This window comes from Hymenobacter terrenus (assembly GCF_000972495.1).
In the GTDB taxonomy this organism is placed as follows: Bacteria; Bacteroidota; Bacteroidia; order Cytophagales; family Hymenobacteraceae; genus Hymenobacter; species Hymenobacter terrenus.
In genome coordinates this window covers 573,887-600,404 of the sequence record NZ_LATM01000001.1, presented here as the reverse complement: position 1 = coordinate 600,404, position 26,518 = coordinate 573,887, and the positions used below count along the sequence as shown (strand labels likewise).

The following is a 26,518-nucleotide window of genomic DNA, read 5'->3' as shown; positions in this document are numbered from 1 at the left end:
CTACCGTCCCCCGTGCATGGCCGCCACGATATCCGACGGCTGGCCCACGGGCCGGTCGTCCTTCATGAGCTGCACGTAGTACTCGTAGCGGCCCACCAAGTTGATTTCGGTGTCGATGTAGGGGGAGCGCGAATCGAAGGCGAGGGGGCGGCCCCAGTCCTGGGCACCGGCGGCGCGGCGGTACACCTGCACGCCGTCCTGGCCGTCTTTGCTCCATTTCAGCACCAGGCCCTCGGCCGAGTCGCGGATTTCGAGGGTGGGCCGGAGGGTAGTGGGGTCTATGGCATCGGTGGTGGTGAGCCACTGGCAGTCTTTGCCGATGGCCTCGGTGTAGCCGGGGGCAGTTTTGGCGCGGGCAATGTCGAGGCGGGCCTGGGTGTTGTAGACGCGGATGGCCTCATCGCGGGCGGCTACCTTGGCGGCGGAAGTGCGCAGGGCATCGGCGGCTTCAGTGTTGGCGAGGAGCACGGCAGCGTCGGCCGCGGCGCGGTCCTGCACGTCCTGGGGCGTGAGGCCCAGGGCGGCGGCGTAGTCGGGGCGTTTGCGGGTTTGCAAGCCCACCCAATCGGTGAACTTCGGCAGGGCGGAGGGAATGTAGTCGGGCATGGATAAGGAGGGAAATAGGGTTAGCGATGCCGTAATAGTAGCTGATCTTCACCAAAATTCACAGCTGGCACCGGCGGGCTTTTTCGCACGGGGCTCCGGGAGAAAGTCCGGGGCCTCTGAGCAAAAGCAAGAGGCCCCGGACTTTTCCCCGGAGTCCCCTGGGTTTTGCCCCGAAGACGCTGGAAAAAAGCCCGGGGCCTCCGGGAAAAAGCCGGAACCTTCTGGGAAAAAGCAGGGGACCTCCGGGAAAAAGCCAGAACCCTCCGGACGAAAGCCAGGGCTGGCCGGTTGCCTACGCGGTTACTGATTCGGTTCCATGTCGCGGGCGGAGCGGTGAAAGTGCTTGCGACGCAGCTTGCGGCGGATGTCGGGCGGAATGGACCAGCCTTCGCTGTAGCGCTTCAGGATGTAGGCCTCGTTTTCGGTGCTGTAGCGGCCGGCCTTGAGCATGCCGGCGCCCGCGAATGCAGCGCCAGCCACCGCGTTTTGCCTGGTTTCCTGGGCCGTGGGGGGGCTACTGGCCTCCTGGGCGTATTGGCTGCCAGCCACGGTCGTGGCCGTGGCCCCGGCCGCCAGGAAGCCGTTGCCAGCGGCGCGTTTTTCACGAAATAGTTTGTGCACGGCAAACGCCGTGTCGCGGCCTTGGCCAAAGCCGGGCAGAGCCAGGCCCACGAGCAGGCAGGATAGTAAGTACTTTTGCATTGAAAAGCTTTGGGAAGTTAATTGAAACCAACAGCAAGAGGCCTAGAGGCCTGAATTGGTTGTATGGTTCAATTAGATGGATGAGCCTAAGTACCCGTAGTGAATTGGAACGGTCATGCTGAGCGGAGTCGAAGCATGACCACCTTTTTAGCTACGATTACTTGTGCTTGAGTACTCAAATCGCTCTACCCGCTACTCTTCCACCGTGATTTCGGGAATGCCTTCCTCGTTCAAATCACCACCCGTGGCCGGGGCGTTGATGCGGTAGTTGGTGAAGCAGATGGTCCGGTTCTTCGCAAACCGGTTCTGCGGGTCTTGGATGATGACGACGTGCGGGAACGTACCAAACTCCTTGCCCTGGTACAGCAGCGTCTTTTTAACGCCCAAACCGGGCTTGTTCACCACATCGACGTAGGTGGCGCGGCCTACGCCTTTCGGCCCCGGCTTGGCGTAGAGCACCGTGGTTTCGATGTTGCCGTTGCAGGCATCGGCGCAGCCGGCGAGGGCAATGCCAAGGTACAGAAATATTGATACAACGATAAGCGCCTTGTACTTTACGTAGCGCCTCGGAGACAACGCTAAAAGTGCATCAGCCATTAATTATTGCGTCTACATCAGAACTTAGGTTCTTTTCGCTTGCTCTCAAAAGAGAATTATAAAGCTTTTCGAACGCATTATAAACATCAGCAAATTCAGCGTCACTGTCTTTTTGAAGGTCTGTAACAATTGTCTGATGGCCATTTCCAGAATTGCTTATCTGAAAGGAATAGGTCTTAGCAACTTGTTTTTCCTCTTTTTTCTCTGTGGGGATGAATGTCCTAGAGCCCGCATGAAATTCAGGACTACCCGTGATATCCCTTAGAGTTAGGCTAAAAGAAAGAGCTGTATTAGCCGTTTTACATTCGAAATTAGTAACATAGCGGTCTTCTTCAGTGCGTTTGATTGAGACGCTTTTGGAGTCATTATCTAAATTCTCCGCAATTTTCCATGCGAAAGAGACTATTTGAGCGGTTTCCATGGGATGGGCATGAATGGGTTTTTAGATTAAATCGTCGAGAAATCGAACGACTGCTCCAGAAACGCCGTCGTGAAATTTCCCGCCCGAAACTGCTCATTATCCATCAGCGCCAGGTGAAACGGAATGGTCGTTTTCACGCCTTCCACCACGAATTCACTCAGGGCGCGCTTCATTTTCACGATGCACTCCTCGCGGGTTTGGGCCACGGTGATGAGCTTGGCAATCATGGAGTCATAGTTCGGCGGAATCTGGTAGCCGGCATACACGTGCGTGTCCACGCGCACGCCGTGGCCGCCGGGGATGTGCAGCGTGGTAATGCGGCCGGGAGCGGGGCGGAAACCGTTGCGCGGGTCCTCGGCGTTGATGCGGCACTCCATGGCGTGCATCTTCGGGAAGTAGTTCTTGCCCGAAATCGGCACGCCCGCCGCCACCTTGATTTGCTCCTTGATGAGGTCGTAGTTGATGATTTCCTCGGTCACCGGGTGCTCCACCTGGATGCGGGTATTCATCTCCATAAAATAGAAGTCCCGGTTGGCATCCACCAGAAACTCAATCGTGCCCACGCCCTCGTAGCCGATAGCCGAAGCGCCCGCGATGGCCGCTGCGCCCATTTTCTCGCGCAGCGCATCCGTCATGAAAGGGGAGGGCGCTTCTTCCACCAGCTTCTGGTGGCGCCGCTGAATGGAGCAGTCGCGCTCCGAAAGATGGGCCACGTGGCCGAACTGGTCGCCCACAATCTGCACCTCAATATGGCGCGGTTGTACCACATACTTCTCCAGGTACATGCCGTCGTTGCCGAAAGCTGCCTTCGACTCCGTACGAGCATCGTCCCAGGCTTTCTGGAAATCGTCGTCGGAGTGGATAATGCGCATGCCGCGCCCACCGCCGCCGGCCGTGGCTTTCAGAATAACCGGGTATTTAATCTTGTTGGCGATTTTCTTACCCTGCTCCACCGATTCGAGCAGGCCCACCGAGCCAGGAATGCAGGGCACGCCGGCCTTAATCATGGTGGCTTTGGCGGTGGCCTTGTCACCCATCTGGTTTATCATATCGGGCGAGGCGCCGATGAACTTGATGCCGTTTTCGGTGCAGATGCGCGAGAATTCCGCGTTTTCCGACAGGAAGCCGTAGCCGGGATGAATGGCGTCGGCGTTGGTGATTTCGGCGGCCGAAATCAAGTTCGGCATGCTCAGGTAAGACTGCGCTGAGGCGGGCGGGCCAATGCACACGGCCTCATCGGCAAATTTCACGTGCAGACTTTCTTTGTCGGCAGTCGAGTACACGGCCACCGTTTTGATGCCCATTTCCTTGCAGGTGCGGATGATGCGCAGCGCAATTTCGCCCCGGTTGGCGATGAGTATTTTCTTGAACACGGCTCTTTGAATTATGAATTAAAAATTATGAGTTATGAATTATGAGTCATGAGCCGGTTGAAAACTCATAATTCATAACTCATAACTCATAATTCAAACGGGGGCTATTCAATTAAAAACAACGGCTGGTCGTACTCCACAGGAGTGGCATTTTCCACCAGCGCTTTCACAACGCGGCCACTTTCCTCGGCCTCAATCTCGTTGAACAGCTTCATGGCCTCGATAATACAGATAACCTGGCCTTTCTCCACCACGTCGCCCACCTGCACAAAGGCGGGCGAGTCAGGCCCGCTGCTGCGGTAGAACGTGCCAATCATGGGTGCTTTCAGGGGGCGGTAGTTGCCTGCGGGCGCTTCTGCGGGGGCTGCGGCAGCAGTTGTGGCGGCCGCCGCAGCGGGCGTGGCCGGCACGGGAACTGCTGCCGGGGCTGGCGCGGCGGCGGCTACCGGCGCCATGCTCACCACCTGCTTGGTATTGGGGTCACGCTGCACCGAAATCTTAAATTCCTCGGTTTCGATGTTGACCTTATTCAGCCCCGATTTTGCGATAAAATCGAGCAACTCCTGTAATTCTTTGGCTTTCATGGCAGCGTCCTTTTTGTGCGAATCCTTACTTGACTCTTTCGACATAAGCGTAATTCCGGGTATCAATCCGGATTTTGGTGTCCTGGTCGATGAATAGTGGAACCTGGATGCGGGCGCCGGTTTCCACGGTAGCGGGCTTCAGGGTGTTGGTGGCGGTGTCGCCTTTCAGCCCCGGCTCGGTGTAGGTCACCACCAGCTCCACGGTCGAGGGAAGTTCGGCGGTGAGGGGCTGCTCGGTTTCGGCGTGCATGAGGATGGTCACTTCCTGGCCTTCCTTCATCAGGTCGGCGAAGGGCACCATGGCATCGGGCAGCACAATCTGCTCAAACGTGCTCGTGTCCATAAACGTGAAGCCGTAGTCGTCTTTGTAGATGAACTGATGGGGGCGCTGCTCCACCCGGGCCGTTTCCACCTTCACGCCGGCGTTGAAGGTATTGTCGATGGTGCGGCCGGTTTTGATGTTGCGCATCTTGGTGCGCACAAAGGCGGGGCCTTTGCCCGGCTTCACGTGCTGAAATTCAGTAATAACGTGCAGCTCTCCGTTGTAATTAAGAACGAGGCCGTTGCGGAAGTCGGCGGTTGATGCCATTTTTTGGAGTTGTGAATTATAAATTATGAATCATGAATTGTAAAGAAGGAATCACGAGATGCTGAAACAGCAGTTCATCATTCATAATTTATCATTCATAATTGAGAACCATCGTATGCCCATTTGATGTAAATGGAGCCCCAGGTGAAGCCACCGCCAAAGGCCGCCAGCACCAGGTTGTCGCCGCGGCGCAGTTGGCTTTCGTAGTCGGCCAGGCACAGCGGAATGGTGCCGTTGGTGGTGTTGCCGTAGCGGTCAATGTTGAGCATCACTTTCTCGGGGCCCACGCCCATGCGGTTGGCAGTAGCGTCGATGATGCGCTTGTTGGCTTGGTGAGGCACCAGCCAGGCCACGTCGTCGTTGGCGAGGTGATTGCGCTCCATCACCTGAGCGGCCACGTCGGCCATGCTTTTGACGGCAAACTTAAACACCGTGGCGCCTTCCTGGTAGATGTAGTGCTCCTTGCGGTCCACGGTTTCGTGCGTGGGCGGGCGGCGGCTGCCCCCGGCTTTCTGGTGCAGGTAGGCCTCGCCGCTGCCATCGGTACGCAGCACTTGGTCGAGCACGCCGTAGCCATCGGTGCTGGGTTCGAGGAGCACGGCGGCGGCTCCGTCGCCAAACAGGATGCAGTTGGCGCGGTCGGTGTAGTCGACGATGGCGGACATTTTATCGGTGCCCACCACAATCACCTTTTTGTAGGTGCCCGCTTGGATAAACTGCGCGCCGGTAGCCAGCGCAAACAGAAAGCCGGAGCACGCCGCATTCATGTCGTAGCTGAACGCCTTGGTAATGCCCACGCGGTTGGAAATAATATTGCCCGTGGCGGGAAACAGCACGTCGGGCGTCACGGTAGCGCAAATCAGCAGCTCCACGTCCTCGGGGTTGGTGCCGGTTTTGTCCAGCAGATTCTGCACCGCTTTGATGCCCATCACGGATGAGCCTTGGTCGGTGCCTTTCAAGATTCGCCGTTCCCGGATGCCTGTTCGGGACATAATCCACTCATCGGTGGTGTCCACCAGCTTTTCAAGCTCGGCATTGGTTAACACATAATCGGGCACATAGGCACCCACGCCGGTAATGGCAGCAGTAATCTTCATACGGGCAAAAGTAGGCGGGGCAATCGAGAAATGGGAATCGGAGCCGAAAAGGTGTAATTATGGGGCACCCAAGTTCCGGGTAATGAGTCGACAAGCCGCTAAAAAAAATCCGGCTAAAGCCGGAAGATTTTTCACAGCTGCGGGCAGCGTTTAGGATTTAAAAGTAGCCTTTATTTGGTCAATAATACCAGAGCTGGCCATATTATAGCCCTGCTCCAGCATGTTGGAAATGGCCAGCGCGGTGCTACGGCCGTGGCCAATGATGGCGTTGTCGTTGATGCCCAGGATGGGGGAGCCACCCACGGCCTCATAATTGAACTTGTCGAAAAACGCGTCGCGAATCTGCTTCTCCTCCATCATCTCATAGATGGATTCGGCCATTTTCAGCAAGATATTGCCCGTGAAGCCGTCGCAGACAATGACGTCGGCCTTGTCGTTGAACAAGTCCCGGCCCTCAATATTGCCCACGAAATCGATGTGCGGGTTCACTTTCAGCAGTTGGTATGCTGCCTGAATGTTGGGCGTGCCCTTGCCTTCTTCCTCGCCAATATTGACTAGGCCAACTTTGGGTTGCGCGATGCCCAGCACGTACTGAGCGTACAGAGAGCCGAGTTCGCCGAATTGCTCCAACATTTCGGGTTTGCACTCGGCGTTGGCGCCTACGTCGAGCAGGATTCCAAAACTGCCGTGCAGCTTGGGAACGAAGTTGGCAATGGCCGGGCGAATCACGCCGGGCACGGCCTTCACCGTGAACATGGCGCCAACCAGCATGGCACCGGTATTGCCCGCCGAGCAAAATGCTTCGACTTCGCCGGCAAGCAGCATTTTGTAGCCAACCGCGATGCTGGAATCGGGCTTTTGCTGGAAGGCTTTGGCAGGGTGCTCGCCCATGTCGATAATCTGCGACGCGGGGACGAATTCGAGCGCGGCGCCCGCAGGCCCGGCGGCTTGGAGCAGGGGCCGCACGGCGTCTTCCTGACCAATGAGGACGATGGTGGCCCGGCCGGCTAGTTGTTCGGCTGCCAGCAGGGCACCCGCCACGGCGGCTTGGGGGGCGAAATCGCCGCCCATTGCGTCGAGGGCTATTTTCATGAAAGAGGTGTTTGGGAAGGTCAGGGAAGAGGGTAGGAACCACAAGTCCGGCCTCGCTGGCTTAAAAAAGGAGCGAAGCCGGACCGAATGGTACCGCGAAGTAACAACCTGACGCGCTATTCGTCGTCGCCGGTGGTGTCGGCGGCGGGTGCTGCACTCACCTTCGTGTAGTTTTTGATGGCCAGCTGACCATTGTGATACAGGTCGCCGTCAACTACGTAAGCCTTGTGGCGCAGGTGCAGTTCGCCGGTGTTGGGGCACAAGGTAACAGCCTTTGGGGTAAGCTTATAGTGGGTACGACGCTTGTCGCGAACGGCGGAAGAAGTGCGGCGCTTAGGATGAGCCATTTTATTGGTGAATTATGAATTATGAATTATGAATTATGAGTGGGGAGCGACTCGGGGCGCTGACGGATTAATTCAGGTTTCTGAGAGCGGCCCAGCGGGGGTCTGCCGGCTCGTCGTCATCGGGCGCATCGTCGGCGGGACGGGTACTGAAGATGAGCTTGGTGGGCGCATCAGGGTTTTCGTCGGGTTCGTTCTGGAAGCGCGGGTGCAGCTTTTTCATGGGTAGCGCCAGGCCGATGTAGTCGTACAGGTGCTGGGCCAGGGGCAGGGTCTGAGTTTCGGGCGTGATTTGCAGTACGTTGTCGTCAAGCTCCTTGTTCTCATCGCCGAAGCGCACCAGTAGCTGCTCGTGAATGTCCAGCGGCTGGTCGAACTCCTCCAGCGTACGGTCGCAGTTCAGGCACACCGTGCCGGTGATGTGGAAGTTCAAGGTGAGTAGGCGCTCGGTTTTAATGAGCTCTACGTCGGCGTGCAAATGGCCTTGCTCTACCAGGGGCTGGTCGAACAGAGCGAAAAAGTCGGGACCCAATTCAAACTCGAAGTGGTGCGTTTTCAGCGCCAGCTTGGCTAAATTGATGTCGTATTGGCTGTCTTTTTTCACGGTCGGCTTGATAGCAGGGGGCAAAAGTAACGAAATTCTGGCTTTTTGCCAAAAGGTAAGGCCAACTTTCCTAGCAGGTTCAGCCTGGAAAGGGCTGTTTTTGCCTTGATGGTCAGCTCTGGTTCAGCAAATTGCATAGGTCCCTATACGTGGTCGGCCGCTTATTGGTGCCCCTCCTGCCACTGGCTGTAGCTAGCGTACCGAGCGCGGCTGGGCCGCTTCCCAGCGCTGCTGCCACACCTCGCAAGCCAGGTACACAGCCGCCCGGAACGATGATTCCTCAGCCTTAAACTGCCCGGCCAAGCCATAGGCCGTGCCGTGGTCGGGAGAGGTGCGCACTACCGGCAAGCCAGCCGTGAAGTTCACGCCGCGCTCAAAAGCCATCAGTTTAAAGGGAATCAGGCCTTGGTCGTGGTAGAGGGCTAGGGTAGCATCGAACTGCCGGAACTGCTGGGTGCCGAAGTAACCATCGGCGGGGAAGGGGCCGAAAACGAGGTGGCCATCCTGTGCAAACTGCTGAATAACGGGCGTCACCACATCGCCTTCCTCACTGCCCAGCAAGCCATTTTCACCCGCGTGAGGGTTGAGGCCCAGCACCGCCACGCGGGGCTTGAGAATGCCAAAATCCTGCTTCAACGATTTAAGCAGCAGGCTGATTTTCGTGCGCAGCAGCTCGGGCGTGAGGCGGGCGGGCACGTCCTTGAGGGGAATGTGGCCCGTGACGGTGGCAATGCGTAAGCCTTCATCAACCAGGAACATGAGGCTCTCGGGCGCCCCGAAGTAGCTGGTAAGAAACTCGGTATGGCCGGGGAAGCGGAAGTCATCGGCCTGGGTATTGTCCTTGCTGATGGGCGCTGTGACTAAGGCATCGAGCTTGCCGGCTTTTAGGTCGCGGCTGGCCGCCAGGAGGCTTTCGCGGGCGGCCTGTCCGGTGGCAGGTGAGGGCTGGCCAGGGGCAAGAGCGAAGTCTTCCTCCCAACAAGTCACGGCGTTGAGGCGGCCGGGGGCAATGTCGGCGGCATCGCGCAACTGTCGAAAGGTGAGGTGCTCGGCATCAGTGGGGGTGGGGAAATCATCAAACAGTGCAGTGGCCGTGCCGTAGATGACGGGCGTGCATATTTTCAGCAGGCGCTCATCGAGCAGCGTTTTATAAATGACTTCGGGGCCGATGCCGGCGAGGTCGCCAACGGAGAAGCCGAGACGAGGGAGGTTTTGAGGCATTATTATCGGAGGAACGTCATGCAGAGCGCAGCGAAGCATCTCGCGTGCGGTGGTGACTCAATCGAATAGTGACGGCATGCGAGATGCTTCGCTGCGCTCTGCATGACGGGCTAATCGGCCAATTGTCTGGTTAAAAACTCATACAGCAATCGCACGCCGGTGCCGGTGCCGCCTTTGCCACGGTAGCTTTCGGGGGCGGTAAGGTAGGCGGGGCCAGCGATGTCGAGGTGAATCCAGGGGTAGCCTTCGGCAAAGCGCTCCAGGAACTTGGCGGCCGAGATGTGGCCGGCTTCGCCCTTGCCCAGGTTGCTGAGGTCGGCAATGTCGGACTTAATGTGGTCAGCGTACTCTTCCCAAAGGGGAAACTCGACGAGGCGCTCGTGCACGCGGTAGCCAGCGGCGCTGAGGGCCTGTAGGGTAGCGGCGCCGGCGGTGCCAAGCACGGCGGAAGCTTCGGTGCCCAAGGCGCGCACGGCGGCGCCGGTGAGGGTAGCGAGGTCAATAACTAGCGCCGGGTCGTATTTCCTGGCGAAGCTGAGGGCATCGGCGAGGAGCAGGCGGCCTTCGGCATCGGTGTTTTTTACCTCTACAGTGAGGCCGCTGTGCATGGTGAGCACGTCGCCGGGGGCGTAGGCAAGGCCGCCGGGGCGGTTATCGGTCGCGGGCACCAGGCCGATGACGTGCAGCGGGACGTTATTTTTGGCCAGGGCGAAGAGCGTGCCGGCCACGGCGGCGGCGCCCGCCATGTCGCACTTCATCATGTCCATGCTATTGGGTGTGGGCTTGAGGCTGAGGCCGCCGGTGTCGAACACCACGCCCTTGCCCACCAGCACGTAAGGCTTCGCATTCTGGGCACCTTCCGGCTTCCATTCGAGGATGCTGAAGGTGGGCGGCTCCGGCGAGCCCAAGTTCACGGCAAGCAGGCCGCCCATGCGGAGGGCTTCGATTTTGGGCAGGTCGAGGATGTCGGTGGTGAAGCCGGCTTCGTCGCCGGCGGTGGCGATACTCTCGGCCAGCTGCACGGCGTTGAGCTTATTAAGCGGCGCATTCACGAGGTCGCGGGCCAAGCTGACGCCTTGCAGCAGGCCGTCGAGCTCGGCGATAGTGGCTGGGGTTGCGGCGTCGCCAACGATGGAAACTTTGGTGAGCGTAGCGGCGGTGCGCGACTTGGCGTCGGTTTTGTAGCCCTCGAAGTGGTAGGCGCTCAGAGCCAGGCCTTCGGCAAGCAGGAGGCCCGCATTGGCCGTGGAGCTGAGGTTGTGAAGGAAAACCTCGGCTACTTTTTCACGCTTCAACTCGCCGTGCAGGGCGTGGCCGCTGCGGCGCAAGGCTTCGGCTACTTGCTCGGGGGTGGGCTTATCAGCGAGTACCACGAAGTAGTGGTGGTGGCTGAAGTGGTTGAGATGGACGAGCTTCTGGTCGTCGGCCAGGGCCGTGGCTACGTACTGCTGAGCTTCGGCGGAGAGGTTGCCGGCCGCAGCAGTGAGCAGGGACGAGGTGCCGTGCGACAGAATAAAAACCTGCGTGGACTGGGCTGGCGCGGCGGTGGCGTGGGCAAGAGCTAAAGACATGAGCGGAGGTGAAGGCCGTAGATTTGAGGCCGCAAGGTACTGTCCCGGTGGTGAGCTTTTTGACGAAACTGATAGAAACGTCACGCTTTATCTACTGTCTGCCCCCGAAGCTGCTTTACGGCTTCGGTGGGGAATTTGAATTACTTGCGTGGGAGAGATGCTTCGGCTTCGCTCGGCACGACGTTCTGTTCTCTTTTAATTTATCCCAAACGTGAATACTGTTCGCCCCAAAAAACACCTCGGCCAGCATTTTTTGGCCGACCCTAACATTGCCCGCAACATTGTGGATGCCTTGCAATTGCCCCATGGGGTGGGGCAGGTGCTCGAAATCGGACCCGGCATGGGCGTGCTCACCCAGTATTTGCTGGCGAACCCGGCCTACCAAACCAGCGTGGTCGAGATTGACACCGAATCGGTGGCCTACCTCAAGGAGCATTACCCCGCGCTCGCAAACCGCATTTTTGCCACCGATTTCCTCAAGCAGAACCTGAGCGAGCTGTTTCCGCAGCAGCCGCTGGCCATCATTGGCAACTTTCCTTATAACATCAGCAGCCAAATATTTTTTGCCGTGCTCAATAACCGGCAGCAGGTGCGCGAAGTGGTGGGCATGATTCAGAAGGAAGTGGCGCAGCGGCTAGCCGAGCCGCCCGGCTCAAAAACCTACGGCATTCTGAGCGTGCTTTTGCAGGCTTACTATACGATTGACTATCTGTTCACGGTGCCGCCGCACGTGTTCGTGCCGCCGCCCAAAGTGGAGTCGGCCGTGGTGCGCCTGACCCGTAACACAACCGAGCGGCTGGACTGCGACGAGAAGCTGTTTTTCCGGGTGGTGAAACAGGCGTTTCAGACGCGGCGCAAGACGCTGCGCAATGCGCTGAAACCGTTTGGGCTGCCGGCCGAGGCCACAGCCGACCCCATTTTTGAGAAGCGGGCCGAACAGTTGGGCGTGGCCGAGTTTGTGGGGCTCACCCAGCGCATTGCCCAGCACAACGCCGGGCTGAGCAGCGAATTGCCAGACCTTGAAGTAGATGATATTGCCGAATAAGGGCGCGGCCCATTTGCCAACTATGAATCCAATTGAAAATCCTGCCTCTAGCGACTGCACGCCACCCGCGCCCGGCACCAGCGGCGTGTGCCTGGTAGTCGATGAAATGCACCCTTCACTGCGCCCACTGTTGCAGGCCATCGGGGTTGAAATCAATTATTGCCCCAACCTGACGGCGACGGAGATTCCCGCGGCGCTAGCGGCCTTTCCCTATGAAGGACTGATGGTGCGGAGTAAGCTCCGCGTCACGGCGGCGCTCCTGGCCCACGGGCCTCACCTGCGCTACGTGGCCCGCGCGGGAGCGGGGGTCGATAATATTGACGAAGCGGCTATGGCTACGGCTGGGGTCACGCTGCTGAACGCGCCAGAGGGCAACCGCGATGCGGTGGGCGAATACGCGGTGGGGTTGCTGTTGGCGCTATTTCGCAATATTAGCCGGGCCGACCACGAGGTGCGCCAGGGCCAGTGGCGGCGCGAGGCCAATCGGGGGGAGGAGATTGGCGGCAAAACCATCGGTCTACTCGGCTACGGGCACATGGGGCGGGCGTTTGCGCGCCGGCTCAGTGCCTTTGACTGCACCGTGCTGGCCCATGATATTGACCCGAGCTGCGCCCCGGACACCAACGCGGCGCTGGTGAGCCTGCCCGAACTACAGGCCCGCGCCGAGGTGCTAAGCCTGCACATTCCGTACTCGGCGGCCAACCATCATTTTGTGGGGGAGGAGTTGCTTGCGGGGTTTGCCGCGCCGCTGTGGGTGCTGAATACGGCCCGGGGCGAGGTGCTCAACCACGCCGCGCTGGTGCGAGGGCTGCAAGGCGGCACGGTGCGCGGCGCGGCACTGGATGTGCTCGAAAATGAGAAACTTAGTGCTCTGGCAGCCGCTCAACAGGCCAATTTTGACTTTCTGCGGAAGGCGTCCAATGTGGTGCTTTCGCCGCACATTGGCGGCTGGACGCACCAGAGCTACGCCCGCATCAACGAGGTGCTGGTAGAGAAGATTCGGGCCTTTCGGGCCGGGTTGTCGGTGGGGGAGGTGGGGAGCTAGCGCGTTTTGCGTATCTTTGCAGCGAACCTAAGGAGGGAGAACGGTTGGCAGTGCCAGCCGTTCTCCTTGCTTTTTAGCCAAACCGTCCATCATCTAAATCTTATGGCCACCATTAATTATTACACCCCCGAGGGCCTGCAAAAACTGAAGGATGAACTCCAGGACCTCAAAATCCGGGGCCGGGCCAAAGCGGCCGAAGACCTGCGCGAAGCCCGCGACAAAGGCGACCTGAGCGAAAATGCCGAATACGACGCCGCAAAGGATGCTCAAGGCCTGCTGGAGCTCAAAATCTCCAAGCTGGAAGAGGTAATTGGCAATGCCCGTGTCATTGACGAAACCAACATGGACTTCACCAAGGTGCTCATCATGAGCAAGGTGAAGCTGAAGAATCTGAAAAACAACATGGTGCTCGACTACACGCTGGTGGCCGAGGAGGAAGCCAACCTGGCCGCCGGCAAAATTTCCGTGAAGTCCCCCATCGGCAAAGGCCTGCTAGGCAAATCGGCCGGCGATACGGCCGAAATCACCGTGCCAGCCGGCAAGCTACAATTTGAAATCTTGGAAATCAGCCGATAGGTTGGTGCTTAGTGCCTGGTAGTCAAATAATAAAAAGGCGGTGCTCATTGGTACCGCCTTTTTATTGCCTCCTTAGGTAGTTACTTGCGCTGCCAACCAAGTACCCGGCACCCACTACCAAGAATTACCAACTCTGCACCAACCCACCATGGCTTCTATTTTCTCCCGCATCGTTTCTGGTGAGCTGCCGGCTTATAAAGTAGCCGAGGACGGCCGCCACTTGGCTTTTCTCGACATCACGCCGCTGGTAGAAGGGCACACGCTGGTGATTCCCAAGAAGGAGGTCGACTACATTTTTGACCTGCCGGCCGATGAGTTGGCGGCCCTGCACGTATTCGCGCAGCGCGTGGCCAAGGGGGTGCAGGCTGTTGTGCCGTGCAAGCGCATTGGGGTGGCCGTTATTGGCCTGGAAGTACCGCATGCCCATATTCACCTCATCCCGATGAACAAGGTGGGGGACCTGAATTTTGCCAACCCTAAAATAAAAGTGCCCGAGGCCCGGATGCAGGAGCTGGCCGCCGCTATTGCCGCGAAAGTGGAAGGTGGCAGCGGGCTGAATGAGCAAAAGCTCGATGACGGGGGCAACGCTCCGGTACCGGCCGAATTGAAAAAGCTGGTAGCCGGGCTGCAGTTCATCAGTGAGTCGGACGCGCCACTGGAAGCCGTGGCCTATGCCGCACCCGGCGGCCAACTCAGCAACGTGGCGCTGCTGAAGCTGCTCGGCGAGCCCGCCGATGCTAAGGTAGTAACCGTGGAGCTGACACAGTTCCTGCGCAACCACACGGCCGATGATGGCGTGCTGGGCGACGTAGCCCTGGCCAACCGCTACAAGGCTCTGCAGATGTACCTGAAACAGGAATTGGACGACACGCAGGTATACCGGGTAGGAACTGGTCCGCAGGTGCACGCCTACGCTCTGGGCCGTACAGAGAAGGGTACGCTGGTTGGCTTTAAGACGGTACTGACAGAAACCTGATGCGCTTCTTGGTAACTGTTGGTTTTGAGTGCCTAGCCTGCAACTTGTTGCACCAATGGTTTCTTTATGCCATTCGAGGGATTGCTGGTGCTAAGTGCTCTGCGGGAGCTACATGAGAAGCCTCGCGGCGGTGCCCGGTTTGATGAATATTGGCAGCTGCTAAAGAGCCTGGCTAAAGCTAATTTAGCGGTGCCCGTCATGCATTTCAGCCAATGGCCAAAGAGCCGTTGGTGGCTAAGCTGCGGGAGCTACAGCAGTTCGGTATAGAAGAAATTGCCGCCACTATGGGGCAGTAGCTCAATACTGTGGCAGCCCATGAAGAGTCAGTTCTCAGGGTGGCTCTGAACCTGGCCGATGATTTACAAGCCGGCTGAACCAACCGCTACACCACTGGTTACGCCAACAAGGTTGAATGCAGTGCCCTATTAAAGCGTGGCTTCTGCACGCCATTGTTTTGGGCTAGCGAGGAGAATACGACGCGCTGAAGTACGCTACTGATACGCCACCTTGCTCACTTTTTTGTACGGCGATATTGCGGCGCAACAGCTCGGCTATCAGATATAGGGCAACCGCTTCGCTGAAGTTGGCTTCCGGCTAGCTCGGCAGCTGGCTTCAGCGGCAGATAGCTGCCTGCAGCTTTGCCTCGGACGGTGATTATGCCTGCTAACCTTAGTCTACGCTCGCCTGCTTCCAGGCTTATGTTACTACTCGATAGTTCCGCTAGCAGAAGTGTAATTAGCACTATGCTAAAGCAGAATTTTGAATTGCCTGGACTTTTGGCAAGTTAATCTTGTTAAATTAGTGTATGAATCACTAAATATGAAAGTAATTGGTAATAACTGAAGGGAGGTGCTACTTTTGAGCTTTGATCCAAGGCGACGGTTCTGGTTGAGAAATGATGCTTTACGAGCAGCCAACTCACTAGCATGCTCTATCTGTTGCGGCACGATGCTGTAATAGACAACGCCCAACGGGTCTTGATGAATGGATGCTTGCCTCTGATTTTGACAGTCCGGTCACAGAGAAAGCAGGTTCCACGCTTAAGCTGCTCACTACTCACCCACTTTCTCTCTATGAAAACACACTTTTCCCGATTCTTCAGTGGCCTCACCATATGGTTGATTCTTGCCCTGGGCGGGCCGCTTGCCATGGCACAAGGGTTATCACCGGCCCGCCAGGTACCTCTTGACGTGGCCAGCTTGCGGCGGCAGTTGACCTCTCCAACCGATGCTGGCGCCCGGCGCGGCCCCGATGGTGCGTACCATGTGAGCCTGCCTACGCTGCGGGGCCCCCGGGTGTTTGCGCTGATTGAAACACACGTACTGCCCGCCTCCGATGCGGCTGCCCGGCAGCGACTGCGCACGTTCGTGGGCTACGACGAACAGACGCCCACTCACCGGGTATCGCTGGTGCTCACGCCGCGCCAGTTGACGGCTCAGCTACTAGCGGGCACGGAGTCGGCCAGCCTGCGACCGGCTTTGGGCGGCACGAGCTACTTGCTCGAGCAAACGACATCGACCATGGAGCCCTGTGGCACGCAAGGCGCGAACGGCGGGCTGCTATTACGGCCTAGTAGTTTCTCCACCATGCCCGCCCCGTTCAGCTTCGGTACCCAACTGCGGCGCATCCGCTACGCGATTCTGGTGACTCAGGAATTCTACACCAGCAATGGTAATACTGACGCTACTGTGGAGCAGGCCGTGGTGGCCGCGATGAACCAGATGTCGGGACTGTATCTGCAAGATCTAGCAGTGAGTTATGAGCTGGTGAAGCCCACCGGTGGCTCTTTTTACTTCTCGGCCATGACTACAGCCACACTCCCTGGTTCGGGGGCTGCTACCTCAGGCCGCTTGCGTGAGCAAAATCTGGAGGACGTGAACACCTTAATCAATGCCCGTTTCGCGACCAGCACCTTCGATCTGGGGCACTGCTTTCATAATGGCGGCGGCGGGGTGGCCAGGCTTCGTGCCATTTGTAGCTCGGGCAAAGCCAGAGCGTGGTCGGGGGTACGTACTAGCGGGTTTCAGGGCGTTTTGGCGCACGAGATGGGCCATCAGCACGGTGCAGACCACACCTTTACCGGGCCGTGCGGTAGCCTGGGGGTAGGTAGTAATCTGGAGCCCGGCGGCGGGGCTACCATCATGGCCTACACCGATGTGTGCAACGTGCAGACGCTGGAAGATGTACCGAACACGGAAGCTGACCATTTCAATGTCTGCTCTCTGAACCAGATGCGGCTCCACCTGCAAGCCGTCGCTTGCCCCACGGCAACGGCTAATACCAACTTGCCCCCAACGTTGAGTGCCGGGGCTGATTACGTGATTCCGCGCAATACGCCCTTCACGCTCACCGCCACGGGCTCTGATCCGAACGGCGAAACGCTGTTCTATACCTGGAACCAGTTCGATTACACCACCAATGTTAATGCCCTTGGGACCATTGCGGGCATCAATGGGCTGGCGGCCATCGACGACCCCGAAGCCCCGTTGTTTCGGCCCCGGCCGCCGCGCACTACGCCGTCCCGCACCTTTCCGGACCTACGCTACGTGCTCGCCAACAGCAACCGGCCCCCCGACTTGATTGGTGAGGCGCTATCGAATGTAGGCCGCGACTTGCACTTTGTGGTAACAGCCCGCGACCGGCGGTCAACCGGTGGCACTTTTACCACCGACAACGTGACGCTGACGGTGGCGCCGGGCACTGGCCCGTTTGCCATCACCACCCAAAACGCTGACCCGGCTCTTTGGATTGCGGGCCAGTCCGCCACGATTACCTGGTCGGTGAACGGTACCGACCAGGCCCCCATTGGCGTGAGCCAGGTGCGCATCAGCTTATCGACCGACGGGGGGCAGAATTTCGGCACAGTGCTGGCGGCCAGTGCGCCTAATACCGGCTCCGCCACGGTGTCGATTCCGAACGTGACCACCAGGCAGGCCCGCATCCGGGTGGAGGCAGTGGGTAACATTTTCTTCGACATCAACGACGCGGACTTTCCCATTGGCCCTTGCTCCCCGGTGGCTTCGCAAACCCTGCCGGCTACTGCACTCACTGCTCCCGCCGGCGACGCTGCCCTCAACCTAAGCCAGCGGGAGTATAGCCTGACGGAATACGTCGGGGCCAACCAGATTACGGGTACTATCAGCGCCACTGACCCCGTCTCCTTCCTCTCAGACCTCAATGGCGGCAGCTGCTCGGGCTTTAACGGCAATGCGACCTACTACGACACGCACGTATTCGTGCCTTCCGCCACCGGCACCTACACCATTGATGCGCCCGGCCGCTTCAGTGGCATGGTGCTGCGGGTGTACGCTGGCACCAATTTCGTCGCTTCCAGGCCGTGTCAGAATATGCTGGTAGACAACTTTAACGCCGGTTCCTTGTCTCGTAGCGTCACCGTTGCCCTTACTGCCGGCCAGCTTTACACGCTGGTCGTGTCAAATTTCAACGGTGTTCCAGCGGCCAGCAGCAACTATAGCATCAGCTTCGCGACATCGCCGGCTGGCGGTACGGCTTATGCTCCGCTGCAAAGCCTTGGCTATGAATACCAATATACCGTGGTGAATACGGCCACCAATAAGGTGGTGCAGATATCGCCCACTGCTGACTTGCGCCCGCTGCCCCCCGGCACTTACGACGTGCACGGCTTTCTCTTTCAGCGAAATTATTCCGTAAGCAGTTTGCAAAACAGTTTGTTGGGTAATCTGCAGACCGCGCTGACTAGCCTGGCCCCATGCGGCCGGCTCAGTAGCAACACGCGCCGAGTCACTGTCACGGGAACACCACTGCCCGTCGTACTCACCAGCTTTTCGGCCCGGCCGGCCGCCACCAGCAATGAGCTGCGATGGCAGACGGCTTTGGAGCAGCAAGTGGCCTATTTTAAGGTGCAGCGCGCCATTGATGCCCAGCACTTCACCGACATTAGCCAGGTGGCAGCTACGAATAGCAACAGTTCTCACGACTATTTTTTCCTAGATACCAATCCGCCCTCTGGCCCAACCTATTACCGGCTGTTAATTCAGGACGAGGATGGGCAGGTGTCCTACTCGCCCGTTGTGATGCTACAGTCCCGGGGGCTTGATGAGCTTGCGCTCCGCGTGATGGCTTACCCCAATCCGGTACCTTCTAATACCGCGTTGCAGCTGCAGTTTCAGGCCCGGGATGCCCAGCAGGCGACCTTGGTAGTAACGGATGTGGTAGGGCGCACCGTGCTGCACCGGACCGTGGCAGTGGATGCCGGCTCCACCCTGTTGGCGCTGCCCGAAGCTCGGCAGTGGCATGGCCTCCACGTGCTCATGGTGCAAACGGCCACTGGTCAGCGCCAACAGCAAAAAGTAGTGCTGCAATAGGATCAGGCTTTGTCAGCGCCGATAGGTACTCACTGTTGAAGGTGGGTACCTATCGGCGCATGCACATTGACAGAGCCGGGATACAGGGATATACTAGCACGGTTTGAGAATCGGAGTGCCTGGCGCAGGTATGAGAACTTCACCCCCGGCATGCACTCCAAAAAGGAGGGGAGCCGGACGATTGGGATGAGGATTCGCAAGCTGCTCCAAGCTGCATATTAAATGTTATTAGTTCGGTTGTTAATACATTTTGGCTCGCACGTCCGCATTACTGCGCCCGGCCGCTGTCGACCAGCTTTTGCAGGCGGGCCTGGGTCTCGCGGGGCAGTGCACTGAGCAAATCCAGGCCCGTGGCGGCTTCGATTTTATCCACTGAGGTCAGGTACTGCTGCCAGTCAGGGTTGATGCTGTTGTCGTTGGGCGTGTCGATGGCTAGCACGCGCACGTTGGGAATGGTGCTAAGGCGCTGGAGGTCGTTGCTACCTTCGGGCAGGATGACCATGATTTTCCAGATGCGGGCGGGCACAGTGACGCGGCCTTGGTCGAGGGTGGAGGCGAAGCCGTTGGCGCCGGTGCCGCCGCGGCCGTAGCTACCCATGACGACGTAGATTTCCTGACCGCGCTGAACTTGGGAGCGGCCGTATTCTTCGAGATGCGCCCAGGTTTGCTGGTTGTTGTGCGGGGCCTGGGGCACCATATTGGTCATGAGGAACGTGGCGGAGTTGGCGTCAAGGTTAGCGGTGCGGTCGCCGCTGGGGCAGTTATGGCCTTTGTCGAAACCCGAGCGGGCGTAGCTGGCGGGCGTGACCTGGTAGAACTGCCGGGGCAGGGCGGCATCGGGGCGGAAGTTGTTCTGGCGCGGGGCCTGGCCAAGGTCGGCGCGGCCGATGTGCCAGCTCACCCAAGTGGGAATGCCACGGTTGGCGTTGTAGCCGATGGTGAACTCGGGATGGACGAGTAGGTAATTAGTCGCGTTGTTCGGGTCGGAAGTCGCGCCGCTGGGGTTGCCGAGGGCCAGGTTATTATTGTTGCGGTCCTGGGAACTTGGCGACTTGGGGCTGGGGCTCGTAGAGGATTGTTTGCCGGGGTCCGGCGTCGGATGGGTGGGCTGCGAATTGCTCCGGTTCTCGAAGTAGCCGCCCGTGACGCCGGTGCCCGTAGCTACGGCAGACCCGGTAGCAGTTTCCAGAATGATGTCGTCAATGTTCAGCCGGTTTTTGGGGCCACTGGTTTTGCGGATTTCCAGCCGGATGGGCTGAGTAGCGACGCCGGCGAAGACGTGGGGCACGAGGGCTGGGCCACTCGTAACGATGGGGGCGCCGGTGCGGGTGTAGGTGCGGCCACCGTCGCGGCTCAGCCACAATTCCCAGGTGCTGGGGCCATCGGTACCGTAAGCGGCGGCGCTGATGGTAATGCGCTGCACCCCGGCCGCGGCGTCGAACCGCATCGAAATGCGTCCCTGATTGCGGATGCGTGCGGCGTGCGCTCCGCTTTTACGGTCTTGGGGACTACTGCCGATGAGGGCATCCTGGAAGTGCCAGGGGCCAGTGCCCAGGGGCTCGTCGGCTTCCTCGTAAGCTCCTTTGGTGCCGGCCTCGAAGGTTTCGGGGAAAGGGGCGGGAGGGGCGGTCTGACTGACCGGAGCGGCAGACCGGGAGACAGACGACGTGCTTGATTCGGAGGGCTGCTGGGAGCAGGCGAGCAGGGCGAAGGCCGTGGCGACAATGAGGTAAGCGGAAGAGTGCATGGGGCGAAAATACGGGCGGCCGTCGCTGCGAGCACTGCCCATTCTTCGATAATGGGTGAGGACCTGCTAAGTGAAGGTTTTTGCGGGGTAAAACGAACGATAACCTCGCGCTTACGAGCAGTTCTCAACACTGCAAAACGCTTAGCTTATCCTGCCCCCAAAGCTAAGTTCATCACCCCAAGCGGAGCGAGATAGACCACGCACAGGCCTGACCCAGCAGGAGGCCATATAATGCGAGCAAGACGGGCCTAGTAGATAGTCGACTATTTTTGAGTTAAGTTAGAATAACCATTCAAGCAATAAAAGGGGGGCTGTAGGTACAGCACCCCCTTTTATTGCTTGAAAAGCAGAGGTCCATATCCCTGCTTTCGCCGGGCCTATCCGGCGCGTGTTATACCACGGAGGCTTTCAGCATGGGGAAATTGCGCTGGTGCCAGTAGGGGTAGATGGGCGGCGTGGCACTGGCGGCATCGAGGCGGGCAACTTGCTCAGAAGTAAGGTTCCAGCCCACGGCGCCGAGGTTCTGACGAAGCTGCTCCTCATTGCGGGCGCCGAGGACGAGGTTGGTGACGGTGGGGCGCTGCAATAGCCAGTTGAGTGCCACCTGGGCCACGGTTTTTTCGGTTTCGGCGGCTAGCTCGTCCAACACGTCCACGATGCCGAAAAGTAATTCGTCGGGCACGTCAGGGCCCTGGCCGCCGCCCTGCTGCTGGCGGCTGTCGGCGGGGGCGGGCTGGCCGCGGCGGAACCGGCCACCGAGCCGGCCGCCCGCCAAGGGGCTCCAGATGATGGCGCCCACGCCCTGGTCCAGGCCCAGGGGCATCAGCTCCCACTCATATTCGCGGTTGATGAGGGAGTAATATACCTGGTGGCCCACGTAGCGCGCCCAGCCGTGGCGCTCCGACACGCTCAGCGACTTCATAAGGTGCCAGCCCGAGAAATTGGAGCAGGCAATGTAGCGGACTTTGCCACTCTGCACCAGGTCATCGAGGGCGCGCAGGGTTTCCTGCACGGGCGTGCGGGCGTCGAAGCCGTGGAGGTGGTAGATGTCGATGTGGTCGGTGCCGAGGCGGCGCAGGCTGTCGTCGCAGGCTTTGAGCAGGTGCAGGCGCGACGAGCCAAAGTCATTTGGGCCGTCGCTCATGGGGAAGGTGGCCTTGGTCGAAATCAGGACTTCGTTGCGGCGGCCTTCGAGGGCTTGGCCTAGGATTTCTTCGGCCAGGCCCCGTGAGTACACATTGGCCGTGTCGAAAAGGTTGACGCCGGCTTCGAGGCAGATGTCGACGAGGCGACGGGCTTCGGCTACGTCGGTGTTGCCCCAGGCGCGGAAGAATTCGTTGCCGCCGCCAAACGTGGCGGTGCCGAAGCTCAGGACGGGAATTTGGAGGCCGGAAGCGCCCAGTTGTCTGTATTCCATAAGTATCGTGGTAGATGGTAATTCGGAAGGGAACAGTGAGCGCGGGGGAATGTTGGGCCCTTGCTCAACGTACTGATAGGAGTGAGTACCTAATGAGAAAGCCCCGTCGGAGCTACCGGTGGGGCTTTCAGGGAATTGTGTTTTGGGAAGAAAACTGCTTGGTGACAGAGTAGGTAAGTACTGGGGTAGTCTCAGACTGGTTTCGGACTCAGACCGGAGTAGCGCGAAATGGGGAAATTGAACGTTGGCGGGTTAGAGGACGGCTTGCTCAGTGGTGGCGTTGCCGGGGTTGTCGTAGGCGGTGACGAGGATTTTATCGCCGTCGAGGCTGGGATTGGCGGCGGTGGCGGTGTAGCGGAAGGTAAAGCCGTCGGGGTCGGGGGTGGCGTCGCCTTCTTCCACAACGGAGCCGTCGGGATTTTGAATGAGAACGTGGACGTGGTGAATGGCGAAGTCGTCGGTGGCCTGGATGAGGATGGGGTCGCCGACGAGGCCGCGGTAGCCGGAGAAATCGACGGTGCGGACGTTGGGGGCGTTGAGGTAGTCGGCCACGGCGACGGTGTAGGCGCTGGTGGTGTCGGCATCGGTGCCGGTTTGGTAGGCGGCTTTGCGGGCGGGGTCCTGCTGCACGGCGCGGCCGTAGAAGGCGGCCTGCTGGAACCGCTCGCGGCGGGCGAGGGTGGCGGCATCGGGGGCCTTGGCGGTGGGGCGGGGGGCGTTGCCGATGGAAACAGTGCCGTTGGCGTTCTGACGGAAGACGAGCCCGGACACTTTGCCGGAGATGCCCTGGGTAAGGGCGTTGGTGGCTTTGGCCATGATGAGGGGGTGGGGTTTGGGAGTGAATGGTTTGAAAACGAAACAGCTGAGGTATAAAGATATTATGGAATAGGGAATAAAAAAGCCCCGCCGGGGAACATCCCCTTCGGTTCACCTCACCCCGGCCCTTCTTTACTACTTATCATCATGATTCTGGCGGTCTTTCGTTCGACGCAGCTATTGCTTCGGCTCGTTCGGCTACCCAACCGTCCTTGCCTTTTTTCTGGTCGAATTGCGAAACGGCCGTGCCCTTGAGTCGCTGCCCGGTTTGCCAGCCATTTTTTCCGATGAGCTGGGCTGGTATGAAAACATTATCAGCGAATCCAAACCCAGCAGCCTGTATCCGCAATAAGCCGTTGAACTCCCGAGTAACTACGGCAACTGGTTGAGGTCGGGGTGCGGGGCGGGTATCCCAGGGCTTGCCCTCTGGGCGGGGGACTAGCTGGACGACTTGCTGAATGCCGTTTACGGGTTCGCAGCGCGCTTGAAGCGGGGCGCCGAGCGGCTGCTGGCTGAGCCAGGGATATTTCTTCAGACGCACGGTTAGCGGGCGGGCCGTACGACCACTGGGTAGCAGGCGGGCGCGGGCGGGCTTTTCGGCCGTGGCGGCTAGCAACTCCTGCAATACTACGGGCTGCCAGGGTAGGTCGCCATACACCGCCGCATCGGCGTCGGCCAATAGTTTTGTATGAAAGAACTTATCTGCTGGATACGTTTCGGCAAACCATGCTTGGTTCATCAGTTGCTTAGCGGCAGAACTAATGGTGCCTGGTTTGGATGAGCCGCCGTAGCTGCTCCTGTGCCGGGCCGAAGTACCCGGCTTGGCAAAGCATGTCGGCCAGAGTCTCCCGCACTTTGCCCAGGTACTTGGGCAGTGGGCGGCACGATAGTAGCAGGCCAGCGCGGTAGCGGGCTCCGTTGGCCGCAGGGTATCGGCCAGCAACTGCCAAGTCCAGAATTCATTATTTTTTTGCGCACCAGTGGAAGGAGAGTAGGCAGCGTGCGGTGTCACCCAGCGCTACCAGCAGCTTGGCGCGGTAATAAGAGAGCATCAAAAAGTGTGGGGCAGTGGGGTCAGGCAACCTCTCGGCCTAACCTGGGAAGCCGAACCTACCGGTAAAGGCCATCCACTAACCAGTCGTTTCTCCATTGCCTGCCCCACACTTTTTGATGCTCTCGTAACTAAACAACTTCACTTTTCATGACTTTTTGAAAGTAAGCTATTTGCCCCAAAATTAGTGGGCTGAAGAAAATTGCAATGCATGTTGTATAGAACATAATTTCCCTTGGAGGCAAGGGGATATTTTTTCCCCAAATAATTTCGGATAGATAAGACAGCAAAGCATAAATTACTAAATTGAAGATAGAATGTAACAGAGGAGGATAAAAATTTAATTTAAAAAAATACTTGAAAAGCATGAAATACAAGATAGAAAACGGCAAACCGTAAAATAATACCCTCCATAAATTCCATAGTATTACACTTTCATGAACTCCCCTATGCTCAGCTGAACTAAAAAAGAGTACTATGAAACCGATTGCTATTTCAGCTAAAAGTAGAGTTGAATGTAATTATTAAAAATGAAATGTATTTATTCATGGAAAGATTTAATTGCGAGTCAATATACTTCTAAATTGATGAGGTTAGAAAATAAAATCATCGTAGCAGTAGGTTAGGTCAGGTACAAGCGCGAAGCTGATTCTACAGTGGCTTGTTGTATTCCGCTCAGTGTGTGAAACAGCCTACTATCAGCATCCGCAGGAAGCTACTGCCCTCGCCGGCCCGGCTTGGCCTTCACGGGGACCGGTTCCGTCACCAGCAGCCCCTCGCGGCGCAGAATATCTTTCAGGCCGTGGAGGGTGGGGAACTCTTCGCGCAGCTCCTGGGCCAGGCGGAGCACGGGCTCGGTGAGGCGGGGGGCGGCGCCGCGCACGGTGACCAGCCAGCGGCCAATGCGGTCGTATAGGAAAGTGCCGCGCTTGGTGTTGGCGCGGCCGTTGAGGTAGGCGCGGGTGCGGGTTTCCAGCTCCAGCATGAGGGGCGTGGGATCGGTGGTAACGAGGCGTAGCAGCGCAATTTCGGTATGGTAGGGCGGGCTCACGGTTATCCACTCCAGGCCCAGCACGAAGTCACGGAGTTCGGCGGTATCGCCTTCGCGGACCAGGAGCTCGGCGGCGAAGGCCACGCTGCCGCGCCGGGCCTGGGCAGCGGCCACAGCTTCCTGCACGAAGGCCCGGATAGCGGCTGGTTGCAGCAGGGGGCGCAGGCGTTCAAAGTCTTCGAGGCTGCTGTTGGCGAGGGTGTGGTGGCGCAGGGCAGCGTGGTAGAGGTCGGGGGCCTGGGCCGGGGTGAAGGTGCTGAGGACGTAGGTGCCGAACCGGTCGGGCCAGGTGGTGAAGGCGGCAGTGGCGGTGCGCAGCAGGGCGGGGCCGTCGGCCTGGTTGGCGTAGAAATTCAGCAGCTGTTGGGCCACGGTGGCATCCGTAGTGAGCAGGGTTTCGGCGGCTTCCTGCCAGGCGGTGTCGTTGGTGAGGGTCTGGGCGCTGCGCAGCGCGAGGCGGGTCCGGGCCGCGGGGCTGAGGTAGGACCGCTCCAGGTGGGACGCTAGTAGCGGGGCGGCGCCAGGGTCGGCGGCCAGGGAGAAGAGCAGGGGTAGCCAGCTTTCCTCAAAATCAGCCCACTTGGCTGGTGGGTTGGCGAGGTATTGGCCTAGCCACCGCAGCGCCGCTTCCAGCTCGGCGGGCGGAATGACGGCGGTGAGCAGCACGGCGGGCCAGCCCGTGGCGGCCAGGTCGGCGTGCCATTGGCGCAGCACGTCGGTGCCGTAGTGGCCAAACGAGCCGTAGTCGTCACTGGCTGGCCCCTCCACCTGATAGATGGCCGCGCACGCCGTGGCCCAGTAGCGCAGTGCGGTGCTGAGCTGGCCGCCGCGGGCGAGGCCCAGCAACTCGGCCACGAAGGACGCCAGAGCATCGCGGAGGGCGTCCTCAGTGGCTTCGGCTAAGGCGTCGCCCTCGTCGTCTTCGTAATTGGCCTCGCTGTTCTCCCAAAACTCTTCGTCAAACTCCAGTACTTCCAACGTGTCGGCGAGCCGCTGGGGCAGGGTGGCGAGCAGGGCGGTGTTGGAAACGGGCACGGGCTGGATACCGAACCCCAGAAACTGCCGGGCCAGGTCGTCGTTTTTGGCCAGCGCCTGCTTGAGGAAGCGCAGCTTGTCGGACTTTTTGCGGTCGGCCCAGACGGCCTTGAGAGCGGCAGGGAGGGCGTTGGGAGACGGGGTGGTGGTTGGGGGCGGGCTGGCCAGGGCGGTGCCGTAGGCATCGAGCACGGCCAGGCCCAGGGCCACGGCGTGCTTGCAGATGCCATCGAACGAGTAGGGGCAGTTACAGGTAAATTCCGGCCTCGCGGCGGCTAGGCGCAGCGTCACGCGGTAGCTCCGGCTGCCCCGGATGCTGGCGTGGAAGCCGTCGCCCTCGCGGCGCAGCTTGGTTACGCTGCCTTCATCGTAATAATCTTCTCCGCGCTGGAAGCTGTTGGCGTTGGCCAGGCGGCGCAGGGTTTGGCGGGTAAACATGACTACTGAAAAGCTGGGAGGCGCCGCCAAAAATACGCGGACGGCGGCTGGTATGGGGCTTTTCGGCGGATAGCTCCCTGCTTCGCGCTCATAGCTAAAAGGCTACGGCGGTTTGAGTAAATAGGGTGCGGGACTGTGACGCATTGCCGCCTTCGCCGCAGGGCGGCGATACGC

General features: G+C 59.1%; 24 protein-coding genes and 1 pseudogene. 5 read left to right on the top strand and 20 right to left on the bottom strand.

Annotated elements, in window-relative coordinates:
• From WX88_RS02580 to WX88_RS02515, 13 genes are all read right to left on the bottom strand, one after another.
• A complete protein-coding gene (locus WX88_RS02580; RefSeq protein WP_046242687.1) occupies positions 1–606 on the bottom strand; it encodes a hypothetical protein in 606 nt (201 codons plus the stop codon).
• 300 nt (positions 607–906) lie between these two features.
• Complete coding sequence (locus WX88_RS27125; protein WP_052732265.1) at positions 907–1,308, bottom strand: hypothetical protein; 402 nt, start codon at positions 1,306–1,308, stop codon at positions 907–909.
• A gap of 192 nt (positions 1,309–1,500) precedes the next feature.
• Complete coding sequence (locus WX88_RS02565; RefSeq protein ID WP_156175912.1) at positions 1,501–1,905, bottom strand: hypothetical protein; 405 nt, start codon at positions 1,903–1,905, stop codon at positions 1,501–1,503.
• Positions 1,898–2,326, bottom strand: a complete 429-nt coding sequence (locus WX88_RS02560) for a hypothetical protein (protein WP_046242683.1) — start codon at positions 2,324–2,326, stop codon at positions 1,898–1,900. Before WX88_RS02560 ends, WX88_RS02565 begins: the two co-directional genes overlap by 8 nt.
• Positions 2,327–2,352: 26 nt before the next feature.
• A complete protein-coding gene (gene accC / locus WX88_RS02555) occupies positions 2,353–3,699 on the bottom strand; it encodes an acetyl-CoA carboxylase biotin carboxylase subunit (RefSeq protein ID WP_046242682.1) in 1,347 nt (448 codons plus the stop codon).
• A 104-nt stretch (positions 3,700–3,803) separates the two neighbouring features.
• Positions 3,804–4,283: an acetyl-CoA carboxylase biotin carboxyl carrier protein gene (gene accB, locus WX88_RS02550; RefSeq protein WP_046242681.1), complete on the bottom strand. Its 480-nt coding sequence runs from the start codon at positions 4,281–4,283 to the stop codon at positions 3,804–3,806.
• Positions 4,284–4,308: 25 nt separating this feature from the next.
• A complete protein-coding gene (efp, locus tag WX88_RS02545; RefSeq protein ID WP_046242680.1) occupies positions 4,309–4,872 on the bottom strand; it encodes an elongation factor P in 564 nt (187 codons plus the stop codon).
• Positions 4,873–4,967: 95 nt separating this feature from the next.
• Positions 4,968–5,969, bottom strand: a complete 1,002-nt coding sequence (locus WX88_RS02540; RefSeq protein WP_046242679.1) for a beta-ketoacyl-ACP synthase III — start codon at positions 5,967–5,969, stop codon at positions 4,968–4,970.
• A gap of 150 nt (positions 5,970–6,119) precedes the next feature.
• Positions 6,120–7,061, bottom strand: a complete 942-nt coding sequence (gene plsX, locus WX88_RS02535; RefSeq protein ID WP_046242678.1) for a phosphate acyltransferase PlsX — start codon at positions 7,059–7,061, stop codon at positions 6,120–6,122.
• Between the two features lie 116 nt (positions 7,062–7,177).
• Positions 7,178–7,408: a 50S ribosomal protein L32 gene (rpmF, locus tag WX88_RS02530; protein ID WP_046242677.1), complete on the bottom strand. Its 231-nt coding sequence runs from the start codon at positions 7,406–7,408 to the stop codon at positions 7,178–7,180.
• Positions 7,409–7,475: 67 nt separating this feature from the next.
• A complete protein-coding gene (locus WX88_RS02525; protein WP_231590608.1) occupies positions 7,476–8,033 on the bottom strand; it encodes a YceD family protein in 558 nt (185 codons plus the stop codon).
• Positions 8,034–8,201: 168 nt separating this feature from the next.
• Entirely contained in the window at positions 8,202–9,230 is a 1,029-nt protein-coding gene (gene pdxA / locus WX88_RS02520) for a 4-hydroxythreonine-4-phosphate dehydrogenase PdxA (protein WP_046242676.1), read from the bottom strand.
• 110 nt (positions 9,231–9,340) lie between these two features.
• Entirely contained in the window at positions 9,341–10,801 is a 1,461-nt protein-coding gene (locus WX88_RS02515) for a leucyl aminopeptidase family protein (RefSeq protein ID WP_052732264.1), read from the bottom strand.
• 211 nt (positions 10,802–11,012) lie between these two features.
• Between WX88_RS02515 and rsmA the strand changes: the two genes are divergently transcribed.
• The 5 genes from rsmA (at position 11,013) to WX88_RS27120 (ending at position 18,789) form a co-directional block, all read left to right on the top strand.
• On the top strand, positions 11,013–11,846 hold the full coding sequence (gene rsmA, locus WX88_RS02510; RefSeq protein WP_046242675.1) for a 16S rRNA (adenine(1518)-N(6)/adenine(1519)-N(6))-dimethyltransferase RsmA: 834 nt from the start codon (positions 11,013–11,015) through the stop codon (positions 11,844–11,846).
• A gap of 22 nt (positions 11,847–11,868) precedes the next feature.
• Positions 11,869–12,891: an NAD(P)-dependent oxidoreductase gene (locus WX88_RS02505; protein WP_082115802.1), complete on the top strand. Its 1,023-nt coding sequence runs from the start codon at positions 11,869–11,871 to the stop codon at positions 12,889–12,891.
• 102 nt (positions 12,892–12,993) lie between these two features.
• Entirely contained in the window at positions 12,994–13,467 is a 474-nt protein-coding gene (gene greA, locus WX88_RS02500) for a transcription elongation factor GreA (protein ID WP_046242674.1), read from the top strand.
• 148 nt (positions 13,468–13,615) lie between these two features.
• Positions 13,616–14,443, top strand: a complete 828-nt coding sequence (locus WX88_RS31920; protein ID WP_072052923.1) for a nuclease A inhibitor family protein — start codon at positions 13,616–13,618, stop codon at positions 14,441–14,443.
• A 1,073-nt stretch (positions 14,444–15,516) separates the two neighbouring features.
• Positions 15,517–18,789 (top strand): zinc-dependent metalloprotease, encoded by a 3,273-nt coding sequence (locus WX88_RS27120; RefSeq protein WP_052732263.1) that lies wholly within the window; start codon positions 15,517–15,519, stop codon positions 18,787–18,789.
• A gap of 268 nt (positions 18,790–19,057) precedes the next feature.
• On the opposite strand, the gene WX88_RS28510 is transcribed toward WX88_RS27120, so the two are convergent.
• From WX88_RS28510 to WX88_RS02460, 7 genes and pseudogenes are all read right to left on the bottom strand, one after another.
• Positions 19,058–20,536 carry a DNA/RNA non-specific endonuclease gene (locus tag WX88_RS28510; protein WP_046243085.1) on the bottom strand — a complete coding sequence of 493 codons (1,479 nt, stop codon included), beginning with the start codon at positions 20,534–20,536 and terminating at the stop codon, positions 19,058–19,060.
• 391 nt (positions 20,537–20,927) lie between these two features.
• Entirely contained in the window at positions 20,928–21,953 is a 1,026-nt protein-coding gene (locus WX88_RS02480) for an aldo/keto reductase (protein WP_046242673.1), read from the bottom strand.
• A 252-nt stretch (positions 21,954–22,205) separates the two neighbouring features.
• Positions 22,206–22,769 (bottom strand): hypothetical protein, encoded by a 564-nt coding sequence (locus WX88_RS02475; protein ID WP_046242672.1) that lies wholly within the window; start codon positions 22,767–22,769, stop codon positions 22,206–22,208.
• A 145-nt stretch (positions 22,770–22,914) separates the two neighbouring features.
• Positions 22,915–23,508, bottom strand: coding sequence for a hypothetical protein (locus tag WX88_RS02470; RefSeq protein ID WP_046242671.1), 594 nt, complete (start codon positions 23,506–23,508; stop codon positions 22,915–22,917).
• A 19-nt stretch (positions 23,509–23,527) separates the two neighbouring features.
• Positions 23,528–23,719, bottom strand: a complete 192-nt coding sequence (locus tag WX88_RS30690) for a hypothetical protein (protein WP_046242670.1) — start codon at positions 23,717–23,719, stop codon at positions 23,528–23,530.
• Positions 23,686–23,781 (bottom strand): annotated as a pseudogene (locus WX88_RS32070) (hypothetical protein); the annotation flags it as partial. The gene WX88_RS30690 and the pseudogene WX88_RS32070, both read right to left, overlap by 34 nt.
• Positions 23,782–24,535: 754 nt before the next feature.
• Positions 24,536–26,344, bottom strand: a complete 1,809-nt coding sequence (locus WX88_RS02460) for an SWIM zinc finger family protein (protein ID WP_046242669.1) — start codon at positions 26,342–26,344, stop codon at positions 24,536–24,538.
• Positions 26,345–26,518: the final 174 nt, after the last annotated feature.

Coding starts and splice junctions, on each gene's coding strand:
- greA (WP_046242674.1), top strand. CDS start 12,994: ATGGCCACCATTAATTATTACACCCCCGAGGGCCTGCAAAAACTGAAG.
- WX88_RS02515 (WP_052732264.1), bottom strand. CDS start 10,801: ATGTCTTTAGCTCTTGCCCACGCCACCGCCGCGCCAGCCCAGTCCACG.
- WX88_RS02565 (WP_156175912.1), bottom strand. CDS start 1,905: ATGGCTGATGCACTTTTAGCGTTGTCTCCGAGGCGCTACGTAAAGTAC.
- WX88_RS27125 (WP_052732265.1), bottom strand. CDS start 1,308: ATGCAAAAGTACTTACTATCCTGCCTGCTCGTGGGCCTGGCTCTGCCC.
- WX88_RS02460 (WP_046242669.1), bottom strand. CDS start 26,344: ATGTTTACCCGCCAAACCCTGCGCCGCCTGGCCAACGCCAACAGCTTC.
- accB (WP_046242681.1), bottom strand. CDS start 4,283: ATGAAAGCCAAAGAATTACAGGAGTTGCTCGATTTTATCGCAAAATCG.
- WX88_RS02540 (WP_046242679.1), bottom strand. CDS start 5,969: ATGAAGATTACTGCTGCCATTACCGGCGTGGGTGCCTATGTGCCCGAT.
- WX88_RS02580 (WP_046242687.1), bottom strand. CDS start 606: ATGCCCGACTACATTCCCTCCGCCCTGCCGAAGTTCACCGATTGGGTG.
- WX88_RS28510 (WP_046243085.1), bottom strand. CDS start 20,536: ATGCACTCTTCCGCTTACCTCATTGTCGCCACGGCCTTCGCCCTGCTC.
- efp (WP_046242680.1), bottom strand. CDS start 4,872: ATGGCATCAACCGCCGACTTCCGCAACGGCCTCGTTCTTAATTACAAC.
- WX88_RS02470 (WP_046242671.1), bottom strand. CDS start 23,508: ATGAACCAAGCATGGTTTGCCGAAACGTATCCAGCAGATAAGTTCTTT.
- WX88_RS02480 (WP_046242673.1), bottom strand. CDS start 21,953: ATGGAATACAGACAACTGGGCGCTTCCGGCCTCCAAATTCCCGTCCTG.
- rpmF (WP_046242677.1), bottom strand. CDS start 7,408: ATGGCTCATCCTAAGCGCCGCACTTCTTCCGCCGTTCGCGACAAGCGT.
- WX88_RS31920 (WP_072052923.1), top strand. CDS start 13,616: ATGGCTTCTATTTTCTCCCGCATCGTTTCTGGTGAGCTGCCGGCTTAT.
- plsX (WP_046242678.1), bottom strand. CDS start 7,061: ATGAAAATAGCCCTCGACGCAATGGGCGGCGATTTCGCCCCCCAAGCC.
- WX88_RS02560 (WP_046242683.1), bottom strand. CDS start 2,326: ATGGAAACCGCTCAAATAGTCTCTTTCGCATGGAAAATTGCGGAGAAT.
- WX88_RS27120 (WP_052732263.1), top strand. CDS start 15,517: ATGAAAACACACTTTTCCCGATTCTTCAGTGGCCTCACCATATGGTTG.
- pdxA (WP_046242676.1), bottom strand. CDS start 9,230: ATGCCTCAAAACCTCCCTCGTCTCGGCTTCTCCGTTGGCGACCTCGCC.
- WX88_RS02475 (WP_046242672.1), bottom strand. CDS start 22,769: ATGGCCAAAGCCACCAACGCCCTTACCCAGGGCATCTCCGGCAAAGTG.
- WX88_RS02505 (WP_082115802.1), top strand. CDS start 11,869: ATGAATCCAATTGAAAATCCTGCCTCTAGCGACTGCACGCCACCCGCG.